This window comes from Kitasatospora sp. NPDC087861, assembly GCF_044742585.1.
Lineage (GTDB): Bacteria > Actinomycetota > Actinomycetes > Streptomycetales > Streptomycetaceae > Kitasatospora.
The window spans coordinates 17061-41797 of record NZ_JBIUUS010000003.1; the positions used below are offsets into that span (position 1 = coordinate 17061).

The following is a 24737-nucleotide window of genomic DNA, read 5'->3' on the forward strand; positions in this document are numbered from 1 at the left end:
CGCGCCCGCCAAGTACGAGAATTCGGGTGCGCATGGCAACGACCCTCCTCCTGACCGGGGGCACGTGTCAAGCAGGTGGGATGACCGTCTCGCCATGCGGACCTGGTCCTGGACCGGTCGCCGCGCGGTGTTCGGGCAGGTCGGGGGCACCGTGGTGATGTACGACACGCCCCCCGCCGCCCTCCCCGCAGCCACCCGTCCGGGTCTCTGCGGCGAGGTACGCGCGCCGGGCCGAGACCGAGCCGAGCGGCCTCGGCAGCGGGTAGCCGCGGCGCACCAGCGCCCGGCGCAGCCGGGTCTCGTCCAGCGGCGGCGCGAAGGCCGAACCCTGGCCCTGCCGGCAACCCAGCTCCTGGAGCGCGGCCACCTGGCGGGGCAGGTCCACCCCCTCGGCGGCGGTGACCAGACCGAGGTCGCGGCCGAGCCGCAGGGCGTGCCCGGCGAGCGTGCGACTGAGGGCGGACTCCCCGAGGTCCTGCACCAGCGTGCGGTCCAGCTTGAGCCCGTCGAGGGGCAGCCGGGCCAGCTCGCCGAGCGAACCGCTGCCGGCGCCGTAGCCGGCCAACACGGTGGTGACCCCGAGTCGGCGCAACGCGGCCAGCCGGCGGCCGAGTTCGTCGGCAAGCGAGTCCGGACCCATCCGGGCCACCTCGATCACCAGCTCGCCGGCCGGCAGCCGGCTGTCGCGCAGCGCCGCGGCCACCGTCTCGTACAGGCCGGGCGTGCAGAGCCGCTCGGTGGAGAGCCGGACCGAGACCGGGACGGGAGCGGGGGCCGTGCGGTTGCGGCCGGACTGACCGCGCCGGGCGGCGGCGGCCGTCACCGCCTCCTGGATCAGCCAGCGGGAGAACCGGGTGGCCGCGTCGCCGTGCTCGGCCGAGCGCAGGAACTCGGCCGGGGTGAGCAGCAGGTCGCCCGCCGAGCGCCAGCGGGCCTGCGCCTCGACGCCGGTCACCGCGCCGCTGCCGAGGTCCACCACGGGCTGGTGGAGCAGGGTGAAGCCGCCCTCCCGGACGGCGATCCGCAGCCGTTCCTCCAGTTCGGTGCGGCGCTCCAGGTCGGCCCGCATCGCCGGGGTGTAGAGCACCACCCGGCCCTTGCCCTCGGACTTGGCCCGGTACATCGCGAGATCGGCGTTGCGCATCAGCTCGTCGGTGGCCGCCCGCGGGTCGGCGGCCGGGCCGCGTTCGGGGGTGCCGAAGGCGATGCCGATGCTGGCGGCGACGCCGAGTTCGGCGCCGCCGATCCAGTACGGCTCGGAGAGCGCGATCCGCAGCCGCTCGGCGAGTTCCTGGACCTGGAGCCGGCCGAGCGGGCCGCAGACCAGTGCGGCGAACTCGTCGCCGCCGAACCGGGCGACGGTGTCCCCGCAGCGGACGGCGCCCTGGAGCCGACGGGCGGCCTGCACCAGCAGTTCGTCGCCGACCTGGTGGCCGGCGGTGTCGTTGACCGCCTTGAAGCCGTCCAGGTCGAGGAAGAGCACCGCGACCCCGGCGCCGGCCTCGCCCTGCTGGCCACGGGCGCCGAGGGCGGCCCACAGCCGCTGGGCGAACAGCGCCCGGTTGGGCAGGTCGGTGAGCGGGTCGTGGAAGGCGTTGTGCTGCAACTGGGCCTGGAGTATCACCCGTTCGGTGACGTCCCGGCTGTTGAGGAGCAGCCCGTCGCGGTGCCGGCTGACCGTCGACTCGACGTGCAGCCACTCGCCGCCGCCGGAGCTGATCCGGCACTCCACCCGGGCGGACGGTTCGGCGGCACCCGGGGAGCGGTGGGCGGTGAGCCGGACCCTCGCCAGGTAGCGGCGGACCTCGGCGAGCACCCGGTCCACGTCCTCGGGGTGGACCAGGTCCAGCAGGTTGCCGCCGACCAGTTCCTCCGGGTCCCGCCCGTAGACGCCGAGCGCGGCCGGGGAGACGTAGGAGAGCACGCCGTTGGCGCCGGCGATCATGATGACGTCGCTGGAGCCCTGCACCAGGGAGCGGAAGTGCGCCTCCTTGTGGGCGAGTTCCTGGGCGAGCGACAGGTTGTCCAGCAGCATCACACCCTGGCGCAGGATGAGCGCCAGGCCGACGGTGCAGGCGGCCGCGGCCACCACCCGGTCCAACTCCCGCCCGCCCAGCGCGTTGTAGAGGATTCCGGCGGTGCACACCGCGGCGGCCGCGTACGGGGTGAGCGCGCTGAAGGTGGTGGCGACCCGGCGGCGCGGCAGGCCGCCGACCGAGGGGTGCTCGCGCAGCGGGCGGCGCCAGCGCGGCGACCAGGGCGCCCAGGCCAGCAGCAGGCTGCCGGAGAACCAGCCGGCGTCCAGCAGTTCGCCCGAGTGGTAGTCGCTGCGCAGCTCCGGGGAGGTGAACAGGGCGTCGCACAGGACGGTGACGGCGAGCGCGACCATCGCGGTGTGCACGGCGGCCCGGTTGCCGTCCCGACCACCGAAACGCAGTCCGACCACCAGGCTGACCAGCAGGATGTCCAGCACCGGGTAGGCCAGGTTGAGGGCCAGGCGCAGCGGCGAGCCGTCCTCGCCGGCGGCGATCCGGCCGAGTGCCAGGCTCCAGCTGAGGGTGAACAGCGAGCCGGCGATCAGCCAGCCGTCGAGCAGCAGGCAGAGCCAGCCGGCGGCGGAGCGCGGGCGCTGGGCGAGCACCAGGACACCGGTGATGGCGAGCGGGGAGAACAGCAGGAAGGCGTACTCGGCGAGCGAGTCCTGCGGCAACGGGGTGCGGGCGACGAGTTCGTACCAGCCCCAGGTGCCGTTGCCGAAGGCCACCACGAGCGAGGAGAGGCCGAACAGCAGCCACGCCGTTCGGGCGTGCCCGCCGACCGTGCAGCCGTACACCAGGCAGGACAGTGCGGCCGCGAGGGCCGCCGCGGCCAGGCCGAAGTCGCCCATGAAGATGGAGAGTTGTGGCGATCCCCAGCCGGTGGAGGCGCCCAGGGCGTAGGCCAGACAGAGTGCGCCCAGGACGAGGCCGGGCAGGGCGCGGCTCCCCCGGAGCCGGCGCAGCGGGCCGCGCCGGTCGGGTGCGGACACGCCGGGAACGGACGGGTCGGTGGGCGGCACGCCCGGCTGTCCGGCACCGGGCCGCACCGTATCGGTGGAGCTCACTCGACCTCTCCCCCTCCGACCCGAGGCCCGGCGCCCCGGCCACGGGCCGCCGGCCGCGCATCCCTTGGCCGTACGCGGTGGCCTGGCGCCCCGTCAGGACGGCGGCCCAGGGGGTGGGCGGCCTTCCGGTCGCCGCACCGCACCGATGTTCCCGATCGGGACCCTACACCAAATCCGTCACTCAATGACACGCACACTCAACTTAGAGTAATGGCGCGAGGGTGGGGAAATACACCTGATTCCGGCGGATCGGCCCGGTTGGCGGCGGCGCTCGGCCGGGGGCTCACGCGGCGCGCACAGGAGCACGTGACGGCGCCCGGCCGCCGGGCCCCGGACCGGCGACGGTCGGGGGCCCGGCGCCGGGCGCGTGGATCAGCGGACGGCCGGGGTCAGATCGTCCGGGAACAGCCGCAGCCGGTGCGCCAGCGCGGCCGCCTCGCCCCGGCCGGTGACCGCGAGCTTGCCCAGGATGTTGGAGACGTGCACGCTCGCGGTCTTCGGAGAGATGTACAGCTCCTCCGCGATCTGCCGGTTGGTCCAGCCGCGTGCGAGCAATCGGAGCACGTCCCGCTCACGGGGGGTGAGGCCGAAGGACTCCCCGGCGGGCGGGGGCACGGCCGGCCCGGCGGCCGGGCGTGCGGCCGGCGCCGGGGTCAGCGTCAGCCCGGCCCGGTCGGCCAGCCCCGCGATCTCCGCCAGTAGCGGGCGGTCACCCCGGACGGTGGCCAGCTCCCGCGCCTCGCGCAGCAGTTCGGTCCCGGCCTCGCGCCGCCCGGCCTGCACCTCGGCCTCGCCGGCCCGCAGCAGGGCCGCCGCCAGCGGGTACGGCAGCCCGGTCGGCCGCAGCGCGGCGACCGCGGCGGCCCACTGCGCCGGGGTGTCGGCGGCCTCGGCGCGGGCCAGCTCGCCCTCCAGCAGTCGGGCCCAGCCGTGGTGCAGCGGCGCCCGCGGCCGGAGCCGGGTGGCCGCCTCGGCGATCGCGGCCAGCACCTCGGCCCGGCCCGCCGCGGCCTCCGGCAGGCCCCGGCTGTCCGCCTCCACCGCGGCGGCCTCGACCAGCAGCGGGTACACGTCGGACTCGTGGCCGAGCCTCCCCTCCTCCGCCAGCGCGGCGAGCAGTTCCTCCCGGGCCTCCAGCGGCCGCCCGCCGAGCGCGGCGACCCGCACCGCCAGTCGGCTGATCGGCATGCTGTGCTGGAGCTGGCCGACCCGGTTGGCCGACCGGGCCTGCGCCAGCATGGTCGCCGCGCCGGCCAGGTCGCCGCGCAGCACGGCGAGGTCGCCGCGCATCCGGTCCAGGAACTCGGCGTGGGTGCCGGTCAGGCTGGTCAGCTCGCAGGCGGCGAGCACCTCCTCGGCCTCCGCGGCCCGCCCGAGGTCGGTCAGCGCCTCGGCCAGGTTGCCGGTCAGGATGGTGCCGATGTTGCGCAGCAGGCCGTTGCCGTCCGCGAAGACCAGGCCCTCGCGGGCCAGCGCCACCGCCTCCTCGGCCCGGCCCAGCCCGCGCTGCAGGCTGGCCAGGTTGTTGACGCCGCGCAGCAGCAGGTCGGGCACGCCCAGCCGGCGGGCCGTCTCGACCGCCCCGGCCAGTTCGGCCAGCCCGCCCTCGGCGTCGCCCTGCACGTCGTACCGCAGGCCGCCGAGCGTCATCCGGGCGTGCACCTCGACGGAGTGCGCACCGACCTCCTGGGCGATCCGGATCGCCCGCTCGGCGAGTCCGAGGTGCTCGGGGCCGGGCTTCTTGAGCATCGCCACCCCGGCGCCGAGCGCGAACACCTCGGCCTGGACGGCGGACGGCGGCAGGTGGTCGACCAGCCGGTGCGCGTACAGGATCTCCTCGTCGTCCCCGGAGCGGCGCAGATTGCCCAGCATCCGGGCCCGGTTGATCCGGAACCAGGCCGCGCGCACCGGGTGCACCGTCTCGTCGACCAGCCGCAGCCCCCGCCTGGCGAGGCTCAGTCCGCGCTCGCGGTCGCCGCAGCGCCGGGCCGCGACCACCGCCTCGGCCAGGACGTCGATCAGCTGGATCCGGTCGCAGTCCTCGTCGGCGGTGCTGTGGTCGCAGGAGCCCGGCGGGTAGGTCTCGGCCCAGTCGTACGGGCGCAGGGTGTGCGCCAGCACCTCCTCGGAGACCATGTCCCACAGCTCCAGGGCGCGTTCCAGCATGCCCAGTTGCTCGGCGAAGGCGTTGCGGCGCCGGGCCGCGCGGGCGGCGTCCAGGGCGGTCGGCAGGGCGCGGGCCGGATCGTGCGCGTGGTACCAGTAGTTGGCCAGCCGGGCGGGCAGGGCGTCACAGGAGACCAGGTGCGGCTGCGCCTCCACGGCGAGCGCGAACTTGCGGTTGATCCGGTGCCGCTCGCCGGGCAGCAGGTCGTCCGAGACGGCCTCGCGGACCAGCGCGTGCCGGAAGCGGTAGCCCTCGCCGTCGCTGTCCGGGCGCAGGATGTTGGCGCCGACGGCCGCCCGCAGCGCCTCGATCAGCGCCTCCTCGTCGTCGTCCAGGACGGCCGCCAGCAGGGCGTGTTCGACGTGCGAGCCGCCCTCGGCGGCGATCCGTACCACCCGCTGGGCCTCCTCGTCCAGGGTCTCCACCCGGACCAGCAGGATGTCGCGCAGCGAATCGGTGAGCCCGGCGCCGCAGCCGTCCTCGAAGGCGGTGGCCAACTCCTCGACGAAGAACGGGTTCCCCTCGGAACGGCGGTGGATGCGGTCCACCAGCTTCCGGTCGGGGTCGGCGGTGCCGAGGATGCCGGCCAGCTGGGCGGCGACCTCGCCGCGGCCGAACCGCTCCAGCTCCAGCCGCTGGACGGTGCGCAGCCGTTCGAGCTCGGCCAGGAAGGGGCGCAGCGGGTGCCGGCGGTGCAGGTCGTCGGAGCGGTAGGTGGCGACCAGCAGCACCCGGGAGCGGTGCAGGGTGCGGACCAGGAAGGCGAGCAGCTCGCGGGTGGAGCGGTCGGACCAGTGCAGGTCCTCGACGGCGAAAACGAGGGTACGCTCCGCGCCGAGCCGCTCGAACAGCCTCGCGGTGTGCTCGAACAGCCGGGCCCGGCCATACTCGTCGTTCGGCTCGCCGTCGGCCTCGCCGAACTCGGGCAGCAGCCGGGCCAGATGCCCCTCGCTGCCGGCGGCCGCGGCCTCCAGCTCTGCGCCCAGCGAGCGGTGCAGTCGACGCAGCGCGCCGGCCAGCGGGGCGTACGGCAGGCCCTCGGCGCCGATCTCCAGACAGCCGCCGAGCGTGGTGACCGCTCCCCCGTCGCCGGCCCGCTTCAGGAACTCCTCCAGCAGGCGGGTCTTGCCGACGCCCGCCTCGCCGCCGATCAGCACGGCCTGCGGGCTGCCGGAGCCGGCCCGGCGCAGCGCGTCGGTCAGTTCGGTGATCTCGCTGCCGCGGCCGACGAAGACGGGACTCACCGATATCTGCTGCATGGAGGCGAGCATGCCATAGCCGGAGCCGGCGGGCCGAGCGGATATCCCGCCCCGTGGACGCCCGGAGGGGGAGGCGCTCCCCCGCAGCGCCTCCCCCTCGGATGTTCCCTCGGCACCGTCGTGGTGCCGGTCCGTCAGCATTCCGGCTGACGCACGGGGCGCCGCTGGAAGCGGGCGGCCACCGGACGCTGCCGCAGGCGGCGCGCCTCCTTGGCCTCGCGTACCAGGCGCTGGTGCTCGGCGCGGGCGGCAAGCTCGTGGGCCTGCTGCTGGATGAGCTCGTACTCGATCACTTCGGTTCCCCTTGTGGGTCTCACTGCGTTTCGCTGTCGAGTAAGAGCTTCCTCTCCCAGCGGGGGGTGCCACATCGGAAGCCCTACCGATCTTCCGGGCCCCGGATGCCTTAGATCGGGGCCCGGGGGACGACAAAGGCCCGGTCTTACCTCGATACAGAGGTGAGACCGGGCCTTAGGCCTTACTTAGAGGGCCTTAGATGCCTTAGGAACCTTAGGAACCTCAGACAGAGGCGCCCAGCGCCTACTGTCCTTCCACGCCCAGCCGCTCCAGGATCAGATCCTTGACGCGGGCCGCGTCGGCCTGGCCGCGGGTGGCCTTCATGACCGCGCCGACCAGCGCGCCGACCGCCGCGACCTTGCCGTCGCGGATCTTGGCGGCGATCGCCTCGTTGTCGGCGATGGCCTGGTCGACGGCGGCGCCGAGCGCGGAGTCGTCCGAGACGACGGCCAGGCCGCGCTTCTCGACGACCTCGTCCGGCTCGCCCTCGCCGGCCAGCACGGCCTCGATGACCTGGCGGGCCAGCTTGTCGTTCAGCTTGCCCTCGGCGACCAGCGCGGTGACCCGGGCGACCTGCGCCGGGGTGATCGGCTGCTCGCTCAGCTCGGTGCCGGTCTCGTTGGCCCGGCGGGCCAGCTCGCCCATCCACCACTTGCGGGCCTGGTCGGCCGGGGCGCCGGCGGCGATGGTCTCCAGGATCGGCTCGACGGCGCCGGCGTTCAGCACCGACTGCATGTCCTTGTCGGACAGGCCCCACTCGGCCTGCAGCCGCGCCCGGCGCACCCGCGGCAGCTCCGGCAGGCCGGCGCGCAGCTCCTCGACCCACGCGCGGGCGGGGGCGATCGGCACCAGGTCCGGCTCGGGGAAGTAGCGGTAGTCCTCGGCGTTGTCCTTGATCCGGCCCGAGGTGGTGGAGCCGTCCTCCTCGTGGAAGTGCCGGGTCTCCTGGACGATCGTGCCGCCGTCGGTCAGCACGGTGGCGTGCCGCTGGATCTCGAACCGGGCGGCCCGCTCCACGCTGCGCAGCGAGTTGACGTTCTTGGTCTCCGAGCGGGTGCCGAAGGTCTCGGTGCCGTTGGGGCGCAGCGACAGGTTGACGTCGCAGCGCATCTGGCCCTTGTCCATCCGGGCCTCGGAGACGCCCAGCGCCTTGATCAGCTCACGCAGTTCGGCGACGTACGCCTTGGCGACCTCGGGGGCGCGCTCGCCGGCGCCGACGATCGGCTTGGTGACGATCTCGATCAGCGGGATGCCGGCCCGGTTGTAGTCGAGCAGCGAGTGGGTGGCGCCGTGGATGCGGCCGGTGGCGCCGCCGACGTGGCTGGACTTGCCGGTGTCCTCCTCCATGTGGGCGCGCTCGATCTCCACGCGGAAGGTCGAGCCGTCCTCCAGCTGCACGTCGAGGTAGCCGTTGAAGGCGATCGGCTCGTCGTACTGCGAGGTCTGGAAGTTCTTGGGCATGTCCGGGTAGAAGTAGTTCTTCCGAGCGAACCGGCACCACTCGGCGATCTCGCAGTTCAGCGCCAGGCCGATCTTGACGGCCGACTCCACGCCGATCGCGTTGACCACCGGCAGCGAGCCCGGCAGGCCCAGGCAGGTCGGGCAGGTCTGGCTGTTCGGCTCGGCGCCCAGCTCGGTCGAGCAACCGCAGAACATCTTGGTCTTGGTACCCAGCTCGACGTGGACCTCAAGGCCCATCACCGGGTCGTACGACGCGAGAGCGTCCTCGTAGGAGACCAGGTTCATGACGCTCACAGCGTCCCCTTCACTAAAAGACTTGGGAGGTACGGGCCCGGCCGCCGCTCGCGCGGGGCCGGGCCGGGGCGCTCAGCTCAGCCCAGCAGTACGTCGTCGGAGCCGAGCCGGCGCAGCTCGCGCACCAGCAGGGCGGTGCCGGTGATCAGCGCGGCGGCGCCGACCAGGGCGTTGACCAGCTTGAGGGTGTCGCTCTCCTCGCGGGCCTTGCGGACGTCCTTGACCACGGAGACCGCGCCGAAGGCGCTGCTGCCGATGGACAGCCAGAGACCGGGCTTCGAGTGCTTGAAACCCTTGAGCGAAGCGGACTGGGCCTTGGCCTTCTCGATCTTGCTCACAGAGCCGGTGCCTCCTCCAGCAGGGTGTGCCCCCACTTGTCGTTGAGTGCGGCCTCGACGGCGCCGCCCACCCGGTACAGGCGGTCGTCCGCCATCGCGGGCGCGATGATCTGCAGGCCGACCGGGAGATTGTCCTCCGGGGCCAGACCGACCGGCAGCGACATGGCCGCGTTGCCCGCGAGGTTCGACGGGATCGTGCAGAGGTCGGCCAGGTACATCGCCATCGGGTCGTCGGCGCGCTCGCCGATCGGGAAGGCGGTGGTCGGCGTGGTCGGCGAGACCAGCACGTCCACGCCCGCGAAGGCGGCGTCGAAGTCGCGCGAGATGAGGGTGCGGACCTTCTGGGCCGAGCCGTAGTAGGCGTCGTAGTAGCCCGAGGAGAGGGCGTAGGTGCCCAGGATGATGCGACGCTTGACCTCGTCGCCGAAGCCGGCCTCGCGGGTCAGCGCGGTGACCTCCTCGGCCGAGCGCGAGCCGTCGTCGCCCACCCGCAGGCCGTAGCGCATCGCGTCGAAGCGGGCCAGGTTGGACGAGCACTCGCTGGGCGCGATCAGGTAGTACGCCGGCAGCGCCAGGGTGAAGGACGGGCAGGAGACCTCGACGACCTCGGCGCCCAGCTCGCGCAGCAGCTCCACCGACTCGTTGAAGCGCTGCATCACGCCGGTCTGGTAGCCCTCGCCGGCGAACTCCTTGACCACGCCGATCCGCATGCCGCGCACGTCGCGCAGCTTCGCGGCCTCGACCACGGCCGGGACGGGCGCGTCGATCGAGGTGGAGTCCAGCGGGTCGTGCCCGGCGATGGCCTCGTGCAGCAGCGCCGCGTCCAGCACGGTGCGGGCGCACGGGCCGCCCTGGTCCAGCGAGGACGAGAAGGCGACCAGGCCGTAGCGGGACACCGAGCCGTAGGTCGGCTTGACGCCGACGGTGCCGGTGACGGCGCCGGGCTGGCGGATCGAGCCGCCGGTGTCGGTGCCGATCGCCAGCGGGGCCTCGAAGGCGGCCAGCGCCGCGGCCGAGCCGCCGCCGGAGCCGCCGGGGATACGGGAGAGGTCCCACGGGTTGCCGGTCGGGCCGTAGGCGGAGTTCTCGGTGGAGGAGCCCATCGCGAACTCGTCCATGTTGGTCTTGCCGAGGATGACGACGCCGGCGTCCTTGAGACGGCTGGTCAGCGTGGCGTCGTACGGCGGGATCCAGCCTTCGAGGATCTTGGAGCCGCAGGTGGTCGGGATGCCCTCGGTGGTGAAGACGTCCTTCAGCGCGAGCGGGACGCCGGCCAGCGGGCCCAGCTCCTCGCCCTTGGCGCGCTTCTCGTCGACGGCCCTGGCGGCCTTCAGCGCGCCCTCGGTGTCCACGTGCAGGAAGGCGTTGACCTTCTTGTCGACGGCGTCGATGCGGTCCAGGTGCGCCTGCGCGACCTCGACGGCGGACACCTCGCCCTTGGCGATGGCGGAGGCCGTCTCGGCGGCGGTGTAACGGATCAGCTCGGTCATCTCGGTCAGTCCTCCCCGAGGATCTGCGGCACACGGAAACGCTGCTCCTCGGCGGCCGGAGCGCCGGACAGCGCCTGGTCCGGGGTGAGCGACGGCCGCACCTCGTCCGCGCGCATGACGTTGGTCAGCGGGAGCGGGTGGGAGGTCGGCGGGACGTCCTGTCCGGCGACCTCGGAAACGCGGGCGACCGCGCCGATGATCACGTCGAGCTGCTCGGCGAAGTGGTCCAGCTCTTCGGGCTTCAGCTCAAGACGCGACAGCCGGGCGAGGTGGGCGACCTCCTCGCGCGTGATGCCAGGCATGCAGCGATCCTCAGGGTGAGTTCTGGTGAGACCCGGCACCGCGCTCAGGCGGTACCGGGCCCGGGCAGGAGCAACCGGTCCGGTGCTCCGTCCTCGTGGTCTTTGGACCCATCCTATGGGGCCCGGCCCGGCCACCGACCAACGCGTTGACGCGCGCGCCCGTCACTGCGGCCTGGTACGGGCCCAACTCTGCGTGCCCGGCGCCTGGATCTCCAGCTGCGCGGCCGGCACCGGCTGGGGCACCGGCCCGGCCTGGACGGCCTGGACGGCGGGCGGCAGCACCGGCGGGATGACGGGCTGGACGACCGGCGGCAGCACCGGCTGGCCCCCCTGCATCGCCCGGAGGGCCGCCGGCAGCTGGCCGCGCGAGGCCGCCAGCCGCTCCACCGGCGGGGCGCCGGTGCGGTGCACCCGCAGCCAGGCGGTGGCCTGCTCGGCCGGCAGCGCCGCCGACACCAGCCAGCCCTGGACGGCGTCCACGCCCATGCAGTGCAGCCGCTCCCAGGTCTCGTCGTCCTCGACGCCCTCGGCGACCACGGTCAGGCCCAGCGAGTGGGCGAGCTCGACCGAGCAGCGCACCACCGCCGCGTCGTGGTCGTCGGCGACCATCCGGGAGACGAAGGAACGGTCGATCTTCAACTCGCCGACCGGCAGGCTGCGCAGCCGCACCAGCGAGGAGTGGCCGGTGCCGAAGTCGTCCAGGGACATCCCGACGCCGTAGCCGCGCAGTTCGGCCAGGGTGTCGGCGGCGCGCCGGGAGTCGTCCAGCAGCAGCCGCTCGGTGATCTCCAGCTGGAGCGCGTGGGCCGGCACCTGGTGGCGGACGAGGTGGCCGGCGACGCGCTGCGCGAAGCCGGGGTTGAGCACGTCGCGCGGGGAGACGTTGACCGCGACCTGCACCTGCAGGCCCTGGTCCCGCCAGGAGGCGAGCTGCCCGACGGCGGCCTCCAGCACGTAGTCGGTGAGCCGGGGCATCAGGCCGCTGGACTCGGCGAGCCCGACGAACTCGTCCGGCGAGACCCGGCCCTGGCCGGGCCGCTCCCAGCGCAGCAGTGCCTCCAGGCCGACCACCCGGCCGTCGAAGGCCACCTTGGGCTGGTAGTGCAGCTGCACCTCACCGGTCTCCAGGGCCCGCCGCAGATCGCCGAGCAGCCCTATCCGGTACGGCGTGTCGGCGTCCTGGGTCTCGTCGTACTGCGCGACGCCGCTGCAACCGCGCTGGGCGTGGCCCATCGCCACGTCGGCGCGGCGCAGCAGCGACTCGGCGTCCTGGGCGTGCTGCGGGTAGACGCAGACCCCGGCGCTGGCCTCCAGTACGAGCAGCAGTCCGTCCAGCCGGATCGGCGCGGCGAGTTCGGCGATCAGCGCCTTGGCGACCCGCTCCAGGCTGTCCGGGCAGTTGATGCCGGGCAGCAGCACGGCGAACTCGTCGCCGCCCATCCGGGCCACCATCGGGCGGCCGCGCCGGTAGTGCCGGGGCAGGCCGGCGAAGACGTCGTCGATGGACTCCCGGGTGGCACTGCCGGCCGGACCGCCGGAGCGCAGCGCGCGGTGCAGCCGACGGGCGATGTGCACCAGCAGCCGGTCGCCGGCGGTGTGACCGAGAGTGTCGTTGAGCGATCGGAAGCGATCGAGATCGAGCAGGATGAGACCGACGCTGTAGCCGTCCGCACGCTCCGCTATCGCCTCCTGGGCGGCCATCAGCAGGGCCTGACGGTTGGGCAGGTCCGTCAGCGGGTCGGTCAGCTGGTCGCGGGCGCGGTCGCGGGCGATCCGCCAGGCGGCGACCAGCACCGCCAGCGGCACCGCGAACAGCGGCAGCAGTTCGGGTTCGTACCGGTAGACCAGGACGGCCAGCGGGATGAGCGGCGCTGCACCGGCCAGCAGCACGCCGAGCAGCAGGACCGCACCCGCCACCCCCTGCGGCGGGCGTGTGGGCGCACCGCCGGTCGTACGATCCATAAGCCCTGTCCTCCGTCGGGCCCGCCCCGTCAGGCCGCCGTACGGTGAGGCACCGTGCCGGTACCGACTGCTGCCGGGCATGGAGCGACCCCGCGGAGTACCGGCTCAGCCGGTGCCCCCACCCCTGCTGACACTCTGTTGCGCTCCAGAGTATGCCGGGGTCCACCCGGTGGGCAGACTTTCGGACAACCGGAAACGCGCCACCGCGCCCGGGTGTCGCACAGTGACACAATGCCCGCCTTCACGGCGCGACACCCGGTGACGTTGCATCAGGACGATAACAAGACGGATTCGGTCAGGCGCCGGTCGGGTCGGCCTCCGGGGCGGCCTCGGCGGGGGCCTGCTCGACCTCGGGCAGGCCGAGGTGGGCGCGGGCCGCGGCCGCTCCGTCGGCGAGCAGCACGGCGAAACCGGCGTCGTCCAGGACCGGCAGGCCGAGCTGAACGGCCTTGTCGTACTTGGACCCAGGGTTGTCACCCGCGACGACGAAATCGGTCTTCTTCGACACCGAACCGGTCACCTTCGCGCCGCGCGAGGTCAGCGCCTCCTTGGCCCCGTCCCGGGTGTGCCCGGCCAGGGTGCCGGTCACCACCACCGTCAGGCCCTCCAGCGGACGCTCGCCGAGCTCCTCGTCGGCGAACTCCTCGGTGAAGCGGACACCGGCCTCGCGCCACTTCTCCAGGATGCCCCGGTGCCACTCCTCCGCGTACCACTCCTTGATCGAGCGGGCGATGGTCGGACCGACGCCCTCGACCGCCGCCAGCTCCTCCTCGCTCGCCTCGAAGATCTTCTCCAGGTCGCGGAACTCGCGCGCCAGCTCCTGGGCCGCCACCGGACCGACGTGGCGGATCGACAGGCCGTTGACGAACCGCGCCAACGGGCGCTGCCTGGCCTGGTCGAGGTTGTCGAGCAGCGTCCGGAGCGACTTCTTCGGCTCGCCCTTGGTGGTGGCGAAGAAGAACACCTCCTTCTGCTTGCCGGTCTTGTCGTCCAGCTTGGGCATGCCCGTCTTCGGGTCCCGGACCAGCACCTTGATCGGCAGCAACTGCTCCTCGGTGAGGCCGAAGACGTCGCCCTCGTTGCGCACCGGCGCCTCGGCCGGCTCCAGCGGCTGGGTCAGCGCGGTGGCCGCGACATAGCCGAGGCCCTCGACGTCCAGGCACTGCCGCCCGCCCAGGAAGGCGATCCGCTCGCGGATCTGGGCCGGGCAGAACTGCGCGTTCGGGCAGCGCAGATCGATGTCGCCCTCGGCCATCGGGCGCAGCTCGGCGCCGCACTCCGGGCAGTGCGAGGGCATCACGAACTCCCGCTCGCCGCCGTCCCGCAGGTCGTAGACCGGGCCGAGGATCTCCGGGATGACGTCACCGGCCTTGCGCAGCACCACGGTGTCGCCGAGCAGGACGTCCTTGGCCTTGACGATCTGCTGGTTGTGCAGGGTCGCGTACTGGACCATCGAACCGGCCACCTTCACCGGCTCGGCCAGCACCGCGAACGGGGTGGCCCGGCCGGTGCGGCCGATGCCGACCTTGATCTCGGCCAGCTTGCCGGTGACCTCCTCCGGCGGGTACTTCCAGGCGATCGCCCAGCGCGGGGACTTGGAGGTGGCGCCCAGCCGGCCCTGCAGGGCGATCTCGTCGACCTTCACCACCACGCCGTCGATCTCGTGCTCGACCGAGTGCCGCTGCTCGCCGAAGTGCCGGATGAACGCCCGCACCTCGTCGAGGGTCTTCACCACCTTGTTGTGCCGGGCGGTGGGCAGGCCCCAGTCGTGCAGCAGCCGGTAGGCGTGCGACTGGTCGTCGATGTCGAAGCCGACCCGGGCGCCGATGCCGTGCACCACCATGTGCAGCGGGCGGGACGCGGTGACGTGCGGGTCCTTCTGGCGCAGCGAACCGGCGGCGGCGTTGCGGGGGTTCATGAACAGCCGGATCAACGCCCGGGGCCGCTTGCCCTCCTTGGCGCGCTCCTCGTTCTCCTGCCGGCGGCGCTCGTTCTCCTCCGCGAACGAGGCGTTGAGCGCGTCGAACTCCTCGGTCGGGAAGTAGACCTCGCCGCGGATCTCCACCAGCTCCGGGATGTCGTCGCCCTTGAGCTGGTGCGGGATCTCCTTGATGGTGCGGACGTTCGCGGTGATGTCCTCGCCGACCCGGCCGTCGCCACGCGTCGCCGCCTGCACCAGGTGGCCGTTCTCGTAGGTGAGGTTGACCGCCAGGCCGTCCACCTTGAGCTCGCACAGGTAGTGGTAGTCGATGCCGTGCAGTTCGGTGGCGACCCGCTCGGCCCAGGCGGCGAGCTCCTCCTCGTCCATCGCGTTGTCGAGGCTGAGCAGCCGCTCGCGGTGCTCGACGGCGGCGAACAGCTCGGTCGGCGCACCGCCGACCCGCTGGCTCGGCGAGTCCGGCGTCACCAGGGCCGGGTGCTCGGCCTCCAGCGCCTCCAGCTCGCGCATCAGGGCGTCGAACTCGGCGTCGCTGACGACCGGGGCGTCCTGCTCGTAGTACCGGGCGCGGTGCTCGGTGATCTCCACGGCCAGCTCGGCGTGCCGCCTGCGCACCTCCGCCGGGACGTCCTCCCAGCCCTCGACAGCCACCACCGCAAGCCCTCCTACGTTCTCATTCCGGGTTGTCCACCAGGCTCTGCGCCGCCCGCGCCGCAAGCGACAGCGCCTTGCGCGCGTACGCCGGGGACGCCCCGGCCAGCCCGCAGGTCGGCGTCACCAGCACGCGTCGGCCCAGCAGCTCCGGGGCGAACCCGAGCCTGCGCCACAAGGTCCTGACACCCTGGACACTACCGGCCGGGTCGGACACCGCCTGGTCGGTGGAGGGCACGACACCAGCGAGGATCACCGTGCCCGCCTCGACCGCCTCGCCCAGGTCGTCGTCCTCCCGCCCGGTCAGCAGCGAGAAGTCCAGCGAGACGCCGGCCGCCCCGGCCCGGCGCAGCAGCGGGATCGGGACGTCCGGCGCGCAGCAGTGCACGACGACGGGCACGTCCAGGCCCCGGATGACCTCGCGCAGCACCTCCTCGGCCACCTGCCGGTCCACCGAACGCAGCCGCTGGAAGCCGCTGGCGGTCTTCACCGCGCCGGTCAGCACGGCGGGCAGCGAGGGCTCGTCGAGCTGGAGGACCAGGTGGGCGCCGGGCACCCGCCGGCGGACGTCGGCGAGGTGGCGGCGCAGGCCCTCGGTCAACGAACCGGCGATGTCCCGGCAGGCGCCCTGGTCGGCGAGCGCCTTCTCGCCGTGCTTGAGCTCGATGCTCGCCGCCAGCGTCCACGGCCCGACCGCCTGCACCTTGAGCGCGCCCTGGTGGCCCTGGGTGAACTCCTCCAGCGCGTCCAGGTCCTCGCCCAGCCAGGAGTGGGCCCGCCGGGTGTCCCGGCCCGGCCGGTCGGCGAACCGCCAGCCGCTCGGCTCGGTCTGCGCGAACAGCTCGACCAGCAGCCCGGCACCGCGGCCGATCATGTCGGCGCCCGGCCCGCGGGCGGGCAGTTCGGGCAGGAACGGCAGCTGCTCCAGCGCTCCGGTGGAGGTCTTGGCGGCCTCCCGCGCGTCGGTGCCGGGCAGCGAACCGACGCCGGTGGCGGCGCCGCGCAGGTCGGGGAAGGGCTGTGGGGTGCTCACCCGCCCGAGCCTACCCACGAGGACGGCCCCGGTGCCGAGCGCGGGGCTCGGCACCGGGGCCGCGGGAGGGTGGTGCTTCGGGATCAGTACGCCTCGTAGCCGAACTCGTCGACCACCAGGTGCAACGGCGCGGGGCTCGCGTTGTAGAGCGAGACGTAGCCGTCCTTGACCGGGACCACGACCTGGTTGGGGATGGTCTCCCCGGGCAGGAAGTTGAGGTTCGAGGCGTCGGGCGCCTTGTCCCCGTGCGGGTAGACGGTGAGGTGCCCCTCGGCGCCCGGTTCGGTGACCGTCACGTTCAGGGTCACCGCGGTGACCCTGATCTCGGAGACCGGGATGTCCAGGGTGCCCCAGGCCGGGACGGTGCCCGCCGGACGCTCGGAGCTCTCCCAGCGCCGGTCCTCACGGGTGTCGATGAGCCGGTACGGCCCGTCGGGGCGGTAGCTGGTCTTGCCCTCGGCGGTGTAGTAGCCGGCGAGGTCGGCGATCAGGTGCACCGTCCCGCCCGAGGCGTTGTAGAAGGACACCTTGCCGTCCTTCACCGGCACCGTCACCAGGTTCGGAATCGTCCGACCCGCCACCCAGTTGAGGTTGGAGGCGTCCGGCGCCTTGTCACCGTGCGGGTAGACCGTCAGGTGACCGTCCTGCGTGGGCTCGGTCACCGTCACGTTCATCGTCACCGCCGTCACACCGGTCGCCGGAACACCGGCCACGCCCGCCACCGGCAGGTCCACGCTGCCCCACGCCGGGACGGCCTGTGCCACCGGGACGCCGACCGGCTGCCGGGTGTCCAGCAGCCGCGTCGGCCCCTGGGGGTGGAACAGCGAGCCCTTCGGGCTGTAGTAACCCTCCAGGTCGGCGATCACGTGCACCGAACCGCCGGAGGCGTTGTAGAAGGACACCTTGCCGTCCTTCACCGGCACCGTCACCAGGTTCGGGATCGTCCGACCCGCCACCCAGTTGAGGTTGGAGGCGTCCGGCGCCTGGTCACCGTGCGGGTAGACCGTCAGGTGACCGTCCTGCGTGGGCTCGGTCACCGTCACGTTCATCGTCACCGCGGTCACACCCGTCGCCGGAACACCGGCCACACCGGTCACCGGCAGGTCCACGCTGCCCCAGGCCGGCACGGCCTGTGCGACCGGGACGCCGATCGGCTCACGGGTGTCCAGCAGACGGGTCGGGCCGGCCGGGGTGAAGGCGCTGCCGACGTCGAGGTCCTCGTTCGCGCCGCGATCGCGAGTGCCGCTGCCCGTACCGGTGTTGGTGACGGTCGGGTTGTCCACCGGGGCGTAGCCGTAGGAGTCGCTCGGCAGCATGCCGGGGGCGTTCTCGTCGGCCGAGTCGATCCGGTGGTCGACCGGGGCGTCCGGGCCCTTCGGCACATAGCTCGGGGCCACGAAGTCGTGGACGCCCTGACCGGTGTTGGCGGTGAGCTGGTTCTGGGTGGCGAAGGCGGTGCCGGCCCAGCTGTAGGGCGCGCCGCCGCTGACCGGGTCGATCAGGTTGTAGTCCACCTTGGTGCCCGCGGTGGCGTTCGCCCCGACGGTGATCCCGGTGGCGGCGGCCGGGTTGGCGCAGGCCGAATTCTGGTTCTTCGCGGTGTTCACCACGTTGTTCTCGACCACCGCACCGGCCGACGTGCCGTCGAGCACGATCCCGGCGAAGCAGGAGGAGATGACGCTGTTGGCCACCACGACGGTGTTCGGGGCGTCCTTGACCAGGATGCCGGTCATCTCGGGCACGTAGTTGGCCTGGACGACGTTGGTCGTCAGCACCGTGTTGGTGGAGCCGCCGTCCACGGTGACCGCCGGGCCCTGCACGTAGCCGAACTTGCCGCGGCCGTACAGGACCTTGTCGGAGCCGTTGGTGATCCGGATGCCGTTGCCGCCGGTGACGTTGGTGTTGTCGAACGTCACGTCGTGGGCGCCGTCCACCAGGACGGTCGGCTTCTGGAAGGCCGAGAAGATGTTCAGGTTCTCGAACCGCAGGTGGTCGGCGCCTTTGACGACGAAGCCGCTGACGGACTTGGTCCAGTCGCCGATCCGGGCGCCCGAGGGCCCCGGGAAGGTGTTGTCGGCCTTCGCGGCACGGAAGGTGACCGGCGCGACGGCGGTCCCGGACCGGGTGATGGTCAGGTCCTCCGGGTAGAGGCCGCTGCCGATCTCAACCGTCTGCCCCGGCTGGACGACGGCCGCAGCCGCGCCGATGGTGCAGAACGGCGCCGACTGGGCGCCCGTGCCGCTGTCGGTGCAGTTGGCACCGGCGGCGTTGTTGACGTAGAGCGTGGTGGCCGCGGCGACCGCGGAGTTCACGCCGACGGCCGGCAGGCCGGCCGCCCCGAGCAGCGCCGCACCGATGGCGAGCGCTGTACGTGTTCTGGAAATGAAAAGCCCCCTGGGCATGACGAAGCGCTGTGGCGCTGACCCTCTGGCGTTCGTGAAGATCGAACAAAAAAACCGAGCGGATCATTGCACAGGGGACTGGGCCGCACCAGCGCGATTCCGCCGCCCCGGACAGTGCGCGGGAACGCCTGCGGCCCCGGGGCCGAGCGCGGGGCTCGGCACCGGGGCCGCGGGGGGTGCGGAGACGCGGTCAGTACGCCTGGTAGCCGAACTCGTCGACCACCAGGTGCAGGGACGCGGCGCTCGCGTTGTAGAGCGACACGTAGCCGTCCTTGACCGGAACCACGACCTGGTTGGGGATGGTCTCCCCCGGCAGGAAGTTGAGGTTCGACGCGTTGGGCGCCTTGTCCCCGTGCGGGTAGACGGTCAGGTGGCCCTCGGCGCCCGGCTCGGTCACGGTGACGTTGAGGGTCACCGCCGCGACGTTCGGGAGGTCGCCGACGGGGACGTCCACGGTGCCCCAGGCCGGGACGGTGCCCGCCGGGCGGGAGCCCATCTCCCAGAAGCTGTCCTCACGGGTGTCGAGGATCCGGTCCGGGCCGAGCGGGCGGTAGGTCGTCCGGCCTTCGGTGCTGTAGTAACCGGCCAGGTCGGCGATCAGGTGCACCGTCCCGCCCGAGGCGTTGTAGAAGGACACCTTGCCGTCCTTCACCGGCACCGTCACCAGGTTCGGAATCGTGCGCCCGGCCGTCCAGTTGAGGTTGGAGGCGTCCGGCGCCTTGTCTCCGTGCGGGTACACGGTCAGGTGTCCGTCCGCCTTCGGCTCGGTCACCGTCACGTTCATCGTCACCGCCGTCACCCCGGACGACGGGACCCCGGCCACACCGGCCACCGGCAGCTCCACCGTGCCCCACGCGGCGACGGGCTGCGCCACCGGAACACCGATCGGCTCACGGGTGTCGAGAAGACGGGACGGGCTCTGGGCGTGGAACAACGAGCCCGTCGGGCCGTAGTAGCCGGCCAGATCCGCGATCACCTGCACGGTGCCGCCGGAGGCGTTGTAGAAGGACACCTTGCCGTCGTTGACCGGCACCGTCACCAGGTTCGGGATCGTCCGACCCGCCACCCAGTTGAGGTTGGAGGCGTTCGGTGCGTTGTTCCCGTGCGGGTAGACGGTGAGGTGGCCGTCCGCCTTGGGATCGGTCACGGTCACGTTCATCGTCACGGCCGTCACGCCGGTCGCCGGGACCCCGGCCACACCGGCCACCGGCAGATCCACCGTGCCCCACGCGGGCACGGGCTGCGCCACCGCTACGCCGATCGCCTCACGGGTGTCCAGCAGGCGGGTCGGACCGGCCGGCGTGAACGCGCTGCCGAAGTCCATCCGCTCGATCGCGCCACGGTCGCGGATGCCGCTCCCCGTCCCGGTGTTGGGCACCGTCGGGTCGTCCACGGAGGCGTGGCCACCGCGCTCGGTCTCCAGCATGCCGGGGGCGGTCTCGTCGGCCGAGTCGATCGTGTGGTCGACCGGGGCGTCCGGGCCCTTCGGCACGTAGCTCGGGGCCACGAAGTCGTGCGCGCCCTGGCCGGTGTTCGCGATGAACTGGTCCTGTGTGGTGAACGCCGCGCCGGCCCAGCTGTACGCGGCGCCTCCGCTACGCGGGTCGACCACGTTGTAGTCCACCTTGGTGCCCGCCGTGGCGTTCGCCCCGACGGTGATCCCGGTGGCCTTGGCGGGAGTGCCGCACGCCTGGTTCTGGGTGGTCGCGGTGTCCACCACGTTGTTCTCGACCACCGCGCCGGTCGACGCGCCGTCCAGCACGATCCCGGGGAAGCAGGACGAGTTGACGGTGTTGCTGACCACGACGGTGTTCGGGGCGTCCTTGACCAGGATCCCCGTCATGTCGGCGGTGCTGTTCGCCCGGACGACGTTGGTGGTCAGGACCGTTCCGGTGGAACCGCCGTCGACCTGGAACACCGGCCCGGGAAGGTAGTCGAAGTCACCACGGGCGTAGGTCACCTGGCCGGAGCCGTTGGTGACCTGGACGCCGCCGCCGGAGACCGCGAGGTTCGTGAACGAGACGTCGTGTGCGCCGTCGACCACGACGGCCGGCCGCTGGTTGCTCCTCAACGACAGGTTCTCGAACCTGAGGTGGTCGGCGCCGCGGACCACGAGGGCGTTGTCCGGATAGTTCGGAGCCCCGCCCTGGATCCAGGGGCCGCCCGCCGGGTACGGCCGGGCCTGGCCGCGGAAGGTGATCGGGGCCTCGGCCGTCCCGGACCGGGTCACGACCACCGCGAAGCCGTTGTAGGAGCCCTGGGCGATCTCGACTGTCTGCCCCGGTTGCACGACCGCGGCGGCGGCCGCGACCCGGCAGAACGGTGCGGCCTGGGTCCCGGTGCCGCTGTCGGTGCAGTTGGCACCGGCGGCGTTGTTGACATAGAGCGTGGTGGCCGCGGCGGCCGCCGAGTTCACGCCGACGGCCGGCAGGCCGACCGTCCCGAGCAGCGCCGCACCGATGGCGAGCGCTGTACGTGTTCTGGAAATGAAAAGCCCCCTGGGCATGACGAAGCGCTGTGGCGCTGACCCTCTGGCGTTCGTGAAGATCGAACGAAAACCGAGCGGATCATCGCACAGGGGACCGGGCCGTACCAGCGCGATTCCGCCGCCCCGGACATCGCACAAGGGAACGGCCCCGGGGCCGAGCGCGGGGCTCGGCACCGGGGCCGCGGGGGGTGCGGAGACGCGGTCAGTACGCCTGGTAGCCGAACTCGTCGACCACCAGGTGCAGGGGCGCGGCACTCGCGTTGTAGAGCGACACGTAGCCGTCCTTGACCGGAACCACGACCTGGTTGGGGATGGTCTCCCCCGGCAGGAAGTTGAGGTTCGACGCGTTGGGCGCCTTGTCCCCGTGCGGGTAGACGGTCAGGTGGCCCTCGGCGCCCGGCTCGGTGACCGTGACGTTCAGGGTCGCCGCGCCGAGGCCCGGCACCTCGTGGAGGTCGAGCTCCACCGTGCCCCACGCCGGGACGGCACCGCTGTCGCGGGTGTCCATGAGCCGGTCCGGGCCGCCCGGATCGAAGGTCAGTTTGCCCTCGGTGGTGTAGTAGCCGGCCAGATCCGCGATCACGTGCACGGTGCCGCCCGACGCGTTGTAGAAGGACACCTTGCCGTCCTTCACCGGCACCGTCACCAGGTTCGGGATCGTCCGCCCCGCAGGCCAGTTGAGGTTCGACGCCGTCGGCGGCTTGTCTCCGTGCGGGTAGACGGTCAAGTGGCCGTCCGCCGTGGGTTCCGTCACCGTCACGTTCATCGTCACGGCCGTAACCCCCGTGGCCGGCACACCCGCCACACCCGCGACGGGCAGATCCACCGTGCCCCACGCCGGGACGGGCTGCGCCACCGAGACGCCGACCGCCTCACGGGTGTCCAGGAGACGGGTCGGACCGGCCGGCGTGAAGAGGCTGCCGAAGTCCGTGTTCTCGAACGCGCCTCGGTCGCGGATGCCGCTGCCCGTAGCGGTGTTGGCCACCGTCGGGTTGTCGACGGGCACGGTGCCCCAACGGTCGGCCGCCAGCATGCCGGGGGCGTTCTCGTCGGCCGAGTCGATGAGGTGGTTGACCGGCGCGTCCGGTCCCCGCGACACCCAGGCGGGGGCCACAAAATCGTGCGCGCCCTGACCGCTGACCGCGGTGAACGCGTCCTGGGCGGTGAAGGCGGTGCCGGCCCAGCGGTAGGCCGCGCCGCCGCTGCGCGGGTCGACCACGTTGTAGTCCACCTCGGTGCCCGCCGTGGCGTTCGCCCCGACAGTGATCCCGGTGGCCTTGGCGGCCTTGTCGCCGCACGGGTCGGCGCCGCCCTCTGCGGTGTCCACCACGTTGTTCTCGACCACCGCACAGGTGGACGCACCGCTCAGCACCAGACCGGCGAAGCACCGCCCGAGGACGGTGTTGCTCACCACGACGGTGTCCGGAGCCTCGTCGACCACCAGGCCGGTGGGGGCGCCGGCGCCGCCGTTGAGCAGGTTGGTGGTCACGACCGTCCCGGTGGACCCGCCGTTCACGGTGAACGGCGGGTGCCCGGGGCCCGAGCCCACCGAGCCGGCGGCGTAGGTGACTTGGCCGGAGGCTCCGGTGATGCGGACGCCGCCATTGTCGATGTCGACCCGCCGGAACGACACGTCGCGGCCGCCGTCGACGAGCACGCCGCCGTCGAAGTCCGACATCACGACGAGGTGCTCGAACCTGAGGTGCGAGGCGCCGCGCACGGTGATGCCACTGCCCGGGATGCTCCCCGAGCCGATGCCGGCGATCGAGTCCCCGGTGCCGCCGCTGCGGAAGGTGATCGGGGCCTCGGCCGTTCCGGAGCGGGTGACCACCAGGCTCTCCCGGTACGTGCCGGGCTGGATCTCGACGGTCTGGCCGGGCTGGGCCACGGCCGCCGCCGCACCCACGGTGCAGTACGGCGCGGCCTGGGTGCCGGCGCCGCTGTCGGTGCAGTCGGCGCCGGGCCGGTTGTTGACGTACAGCGTGGTGGCTGCGGCGGAGGCCGTCGACTGGATGGCCGGCAGACCGATCGCGCCGACGAGCGCCGCACCGACGGCCAGCGCTATTCGGACTCTGGACAAGAAGTCCCCCCTTGTGACAGCGATGCGGCATCGCTCTGAGCCCTTGCGCCCGTGGTCACGGGGCAGGGCGCGGCGCATGCTGTCACAGGGTCGTCGGTCGTGCCAGGCAGATTCGTTCGGGTCCGGAGCAGGAAGTCGACCGGGCCGACTTCCTGCTCCACGGGCCTACCGGCCGGGGCGGACGGTGATGTCGGTGAGTTCCGCGTCGCGGGAGGCGTCGAGGGCGGCGAGGATCGCCTTGGCCACCGACTCGGGGGCGATCCAGCGGTCCTCGTCGTAGGCCTTGCCCTCCTGCTGGTGCACCTTGGCCTGCATCGCGGTGGCGGTGCGGCCCGGGTAGACCGAGGTGACCCGGACGCCGTTCGGGTGCTCCTCCTGGCGCAGCGCGTCGGCCAGCGCCTTCAGGCCGTGCTTGCTCGCCGCGTAGGCCGACCACTCGGCGTGGGCGTTCAGCCCGGCACCGGAGTTGACGAAGACCACGTGCCCCTTGACCAGGCGCAGCGAGGGCAGCAGCAGCCTGGTCAGCTCGGCGGGGGCGACCAGGTTGACGTTGAGCGTCTCCTGCCAGGCCTTGACCGGCAGCTCGCCGACCGTGCCCAGCTCGACCATGCCCGCGACGTGCAGCACGGAGTCCAGCTCGACGGGCAGCGCCTGGTGGCCGAAGGCCCAGGAGAGCTTGGCCGGGTCGCCGAGGTCGCCGACCAGGGTGCGGGCGCCGGGGAAGCGCTCGCGCAGCTCGGTGGCGCGGCGGGCGTCGCGGGCCAGCAGCCAGAGGTCGTCGCCGCGCTCGGCGAGGCGTTCGGCGAGGACGGCGCCGATGCCGGAGCCGGCGCCGGTGATCAGATGAGTGGCCATGGTGGTGATCCTCTCAGGCCTTGAGCTGCGCGAAGACCTCGGCCGGGGTGTCGGCGAACCGGATCAGCTCGGCGAGCGGGCGGGGCAGGAAGCCCTCGGCGTCCATCCGCTCCATCTGCGTGCGCAGGCCCGTGTAGAAGCCCTCGGTGTCCAGGACGACCACCGGCTTGTCGAACAGCCCGTGCTTCTTGAGCTCCAGCACCTCGGTGACCTCGTCCAGCGTGCCCAGCCCGCCCACGAGGACGACGATCGCATCCGCCCGGGCGGCCAGCTCCGCCTTCCGCTCGGCCAGGTCGCGGGTCATCACCAGCTCGTCGGCGCCGACGTACCCCTTGTGCTTCAGCAGCTCGACCAGCACCCCGACCAGCTTGCCGCCCGCCGCCTTCACCTCGTCGGCCAGCAGCCCCATCAGCCCGGCGTTCGACCCACCCCAGACCAGGGTGTGCCCGCCCTCCCCGAGGAGCCGGGCGAACTCGGCGGCGGGAGCGGTGTAACGGTCGTCGAGCGAGTACGCGGAGCAGAAGACAGTGATGTTCATAGTGCCATCTGGTCTATCACGCCCCGGCGGGACCACTCACCGGCATTACGCCCCCGGGCATCCACTGCTGTGCCCCTCGCC

General features: G+C 72.7%; 14 protein-coding genes and 1 pseudogene. All 15 read right to left on the reverse strand.

Annotated features, from left to right (window positions below; translation table 11 throughout):
- Positions 1 to 67: 67 nt before the first annotated feature.
- The 15 genes and pseudogenes from ACIOJE_RS05215 to ACIOJE_RS05285 all read right to left on the reverse strand — a co-directional run bounded on the left by ACIOJE_RS05215 (position 68) and on the right by ACIOJE_RS05285 (position 24656).
- The gene (locus tag ACIOJE_RS05215) at positions 68 to 3001 is read right to left on the reverse strand and encodes a bifunctional diguanylate cyclase/phosphodiesterase (RefSeq protein ID WP_280676584.1); all 2934 of its coding nucleotides are present in this window, start codon (positions 2999 to 3001) and stop codon (positions 68 to 70) included.
- A 474-nt stretch (positions 3002 to 3475) separates the two neighbouring features.
- Positions 3476 to 6529, reverse strand: a complete 3054-nt coding sequence (locus ACIOJE_RS05220; protein ID WP_400773450.1) for a helix-turn-helix transcriptional regulator — start codon at positions 6527 to 6529, stop codon at positions 3476 to 3478.
- Positions 6530 to 6663: 134 nt separating this feature from the next.
- A complete protein-coding gene (locus tag ACIOJE_RS05225) occupies positions 6664 to 6822 on the reverse strand; it encodes a hypothetical protein (RefSeq protein ID WP_280675847.1) in 159 nt (52 codons plus the stop codon).
- A 244-nt stretch (positions 6823 to 7066) separates the two neighbouring features.
- Positions 7067 to 8578, reverse strand: a complete 1512-nt coding sequence (gatB, locus tag ACIOJE_RS05230; protein WP_280675849.1) for an Asp-tRNA(Asn)/Glu-tRNA(Gln) amidotransferase subunit GatB — start codon at positions 8576 to 8578, stop codon at positions 7067 to 7069.
- Between the two features lie 77 nt (positions 8579 to 8655).
- Positions 8656 to 8916 (reverse strand): hypothetical protein, encoded by a 261-nt coding sequence (locus ACIOJE_RS05235; protein ID WP_280675851.1) that lies wholly within the window; start codon positions 8914 to 8916, stop codon positions 8656 to 8658.
- Positions 8913 to 10406, reverse strand: a complete 1494-nt coding sequence (gene gatA / locus ACIOJE_RS05240; protein ID WP_280675853.1) for an Asp-tRNA(Asn)/Glu-tRNA(Gln) amidotransferase subunit GatA — start codon at positions 10404 to 10406, stop codon at positions 8913 to 8915. Before gatA ends, ACIOJE_RS05235 begins: the two co-directional genes overlap by 4 nt.
- Positions 10407 to 10411: 5 nt before the next feature.
- Positions 10412 to 10708 (reverse strand): Asp-tRNA(Asn)/Glu-tRNA(Gln) amidotransferase subunit GatC, encoded by a 297-nt coding sequence (gatC, locus tag ACIOJE_RS05245; RefSeq protein WP_280675855.1) that lies wholly within the window; start codon positions 10706 to 10708, stop codon positions 10412 to 10414.
- A 162-nt stretch (positions 10709 to 10870) separates the two neighbouring features.
- Positions 10871 to 12607 (reverse strand): annotated as a pseudogene (locus tag ACIOJE_RS05250) (putative bifunctional diguanylate cyclase/phosphodiesterase); the annotation flags it as partial.
- Positions 12608 to 12965: 358 nt separating this feature from the next.
- Positions 12966 to 15260 carry an NAD-dependent DNA ligase LigA gene (gene ligA / locus ACIOJE_RS05255; RefSeq protein ID WP_280676585.1) on the reverse strand — a complete coding sequence of 765 codons (2295 nt, stop codon included), beginning with the start codon at positions 15258 to 15260 and terminating at the stop codon, positions 12966 to 12968.
- Between the two features lie 22 nt (positions 15261 to 15282).
- On the reverse strand, positions 15283 to 16293 hold the full coding sequence (locus ACIOJE_RS05260; protein WP_400773454.1) for a methionine synthase: 1011 nt from the start codon (positions 16291 to 16293) through the stop codon (positions 15283 to 15285).
- An 83-nt stretch (positions 16294 to 16376) separates the two neighbouring features.
- The gene (locus ACIOJE_RS05265) at positions 16377 to 18695 is read right to left on the reverse strand and encodes a right-handed parallel beta-helix repeat-containing protein (RefSeq protein WP_400773457.1); all 2319 of its coding nucleotides are present in this window, start codon (positions 18693 to 18695) and stop codon (positions 16377 to 16379) included.
- 190 nt (positions 18696 to 18885) lie between these two features.
- Positions 18886 to 21201: a right-handed parallel beta-helix repeat-containing protein gene (locus ACIOJE_RS05270; RefSeq protein ID WP_400773460.1), complete on the reverse strand. Its 2316-nt coding sequence runs from the start codon at positions 21199 to 21201 to the stop codon at positions 18886 to 18888.
- A gap of 184 nt (positions 21202 to 21385) precedes the next feature.
- The gene (locus ACIOJE_RS05275; RefSeq protein ID WP_400773463.1) at positions 21386 to 23263 is read right to left on the reverse strand and encodes a right-handed parallel beta-helix repeat-containing protein; all 1878 of its coding nucleotides are present in this window, start codon (positions 23261 to 23263) and stop codon (positions 21386 to 21388) included.
- A gap of 165 nt (positions 23264 to 23428) precedes the next feature.
- Positions 23429 to 24118, reverse strand: coding sequence for an SDR family oxidoreductase (locus tag ACIOJE_RS05280; RefSeq protein ID WP_400773466.1), 690 nt, complete (start codon positions 24116 to 24118; stop codon positions 23429 to 23431).
- 13 nt (positions 24119 to 24131) lie between these two features.
- The gene (locus ACIOJE_RS05285; protein ID WP_280675867.1) at positions 24132 to 24656 is read right to left on the reverse strand and encodes a TIGR00730 family Rossman fold protein; all 525 of its coding nucleotides are present in this window, start codon (positions 24654 to 24656) and stop codon (positions 24132 to 24134) included.
- Between the last annotated feature and the right edge of the window lie 81 nt (positions 24657 to 24737).

What these genes read in the sequence shown, in the direction of transcription:
- ACIOJE_RS05220 (WP_400773450.1), bottom strand. Translation starts at nt 6,529, where the DNA reads ATGCAGCAGATATCGGTGAGTCCCGTCTTCGTCGGCCGCGGCAGCGAG.
- gatA (WP_280675853.1), bottom strand. Translation starts at nt 10,406, where the DNA reads ATGACCGAGCTGATCCGTTACACCGCCGCCGAGACGGCCTCCGCCATC.
- gatC (WP_280675855.1), bottom strand. Translation starts at nt 10,708, where the DNA reads ATGCCTGGCATCACGCGCGAGGAGGTCGCCCACCTCGCCCGGCTGTCG.
- ACIOJE_RS05265 (WP_400773457.1), bottom strand. Translation starts at nt 18,695, where the DNA reads ATGCCCAGGGGGCTTTTCATTTCCAGAACACGTACAGCGCTCGCCATC.
- ACIOJE_RS05270 (WP_400773460.1), bottom strand. Translation starts at nt 21,201, where the DNA reads ATGCCCAGGGGGCTTTTCATTTCCAGAACACGTACAGCGCTCGCCATC.
- ACIOJE_RS05280 (WP_400773466.1), bottom strand. Translation starts at nt 24,118, where the DNA reads ATGGCCACTCATCTGATCACCGGCGCCGGCTCCGGCATCGGCGCCGTC.
- ACIOJE_RS05285 (WP_280675867.1), bottom strand. Translation starts at nt 24,656, where the DNA reads ATGAACATCACTGTCTTCTGCTCCGCGTACTCGCTCGACGACCGTTAC.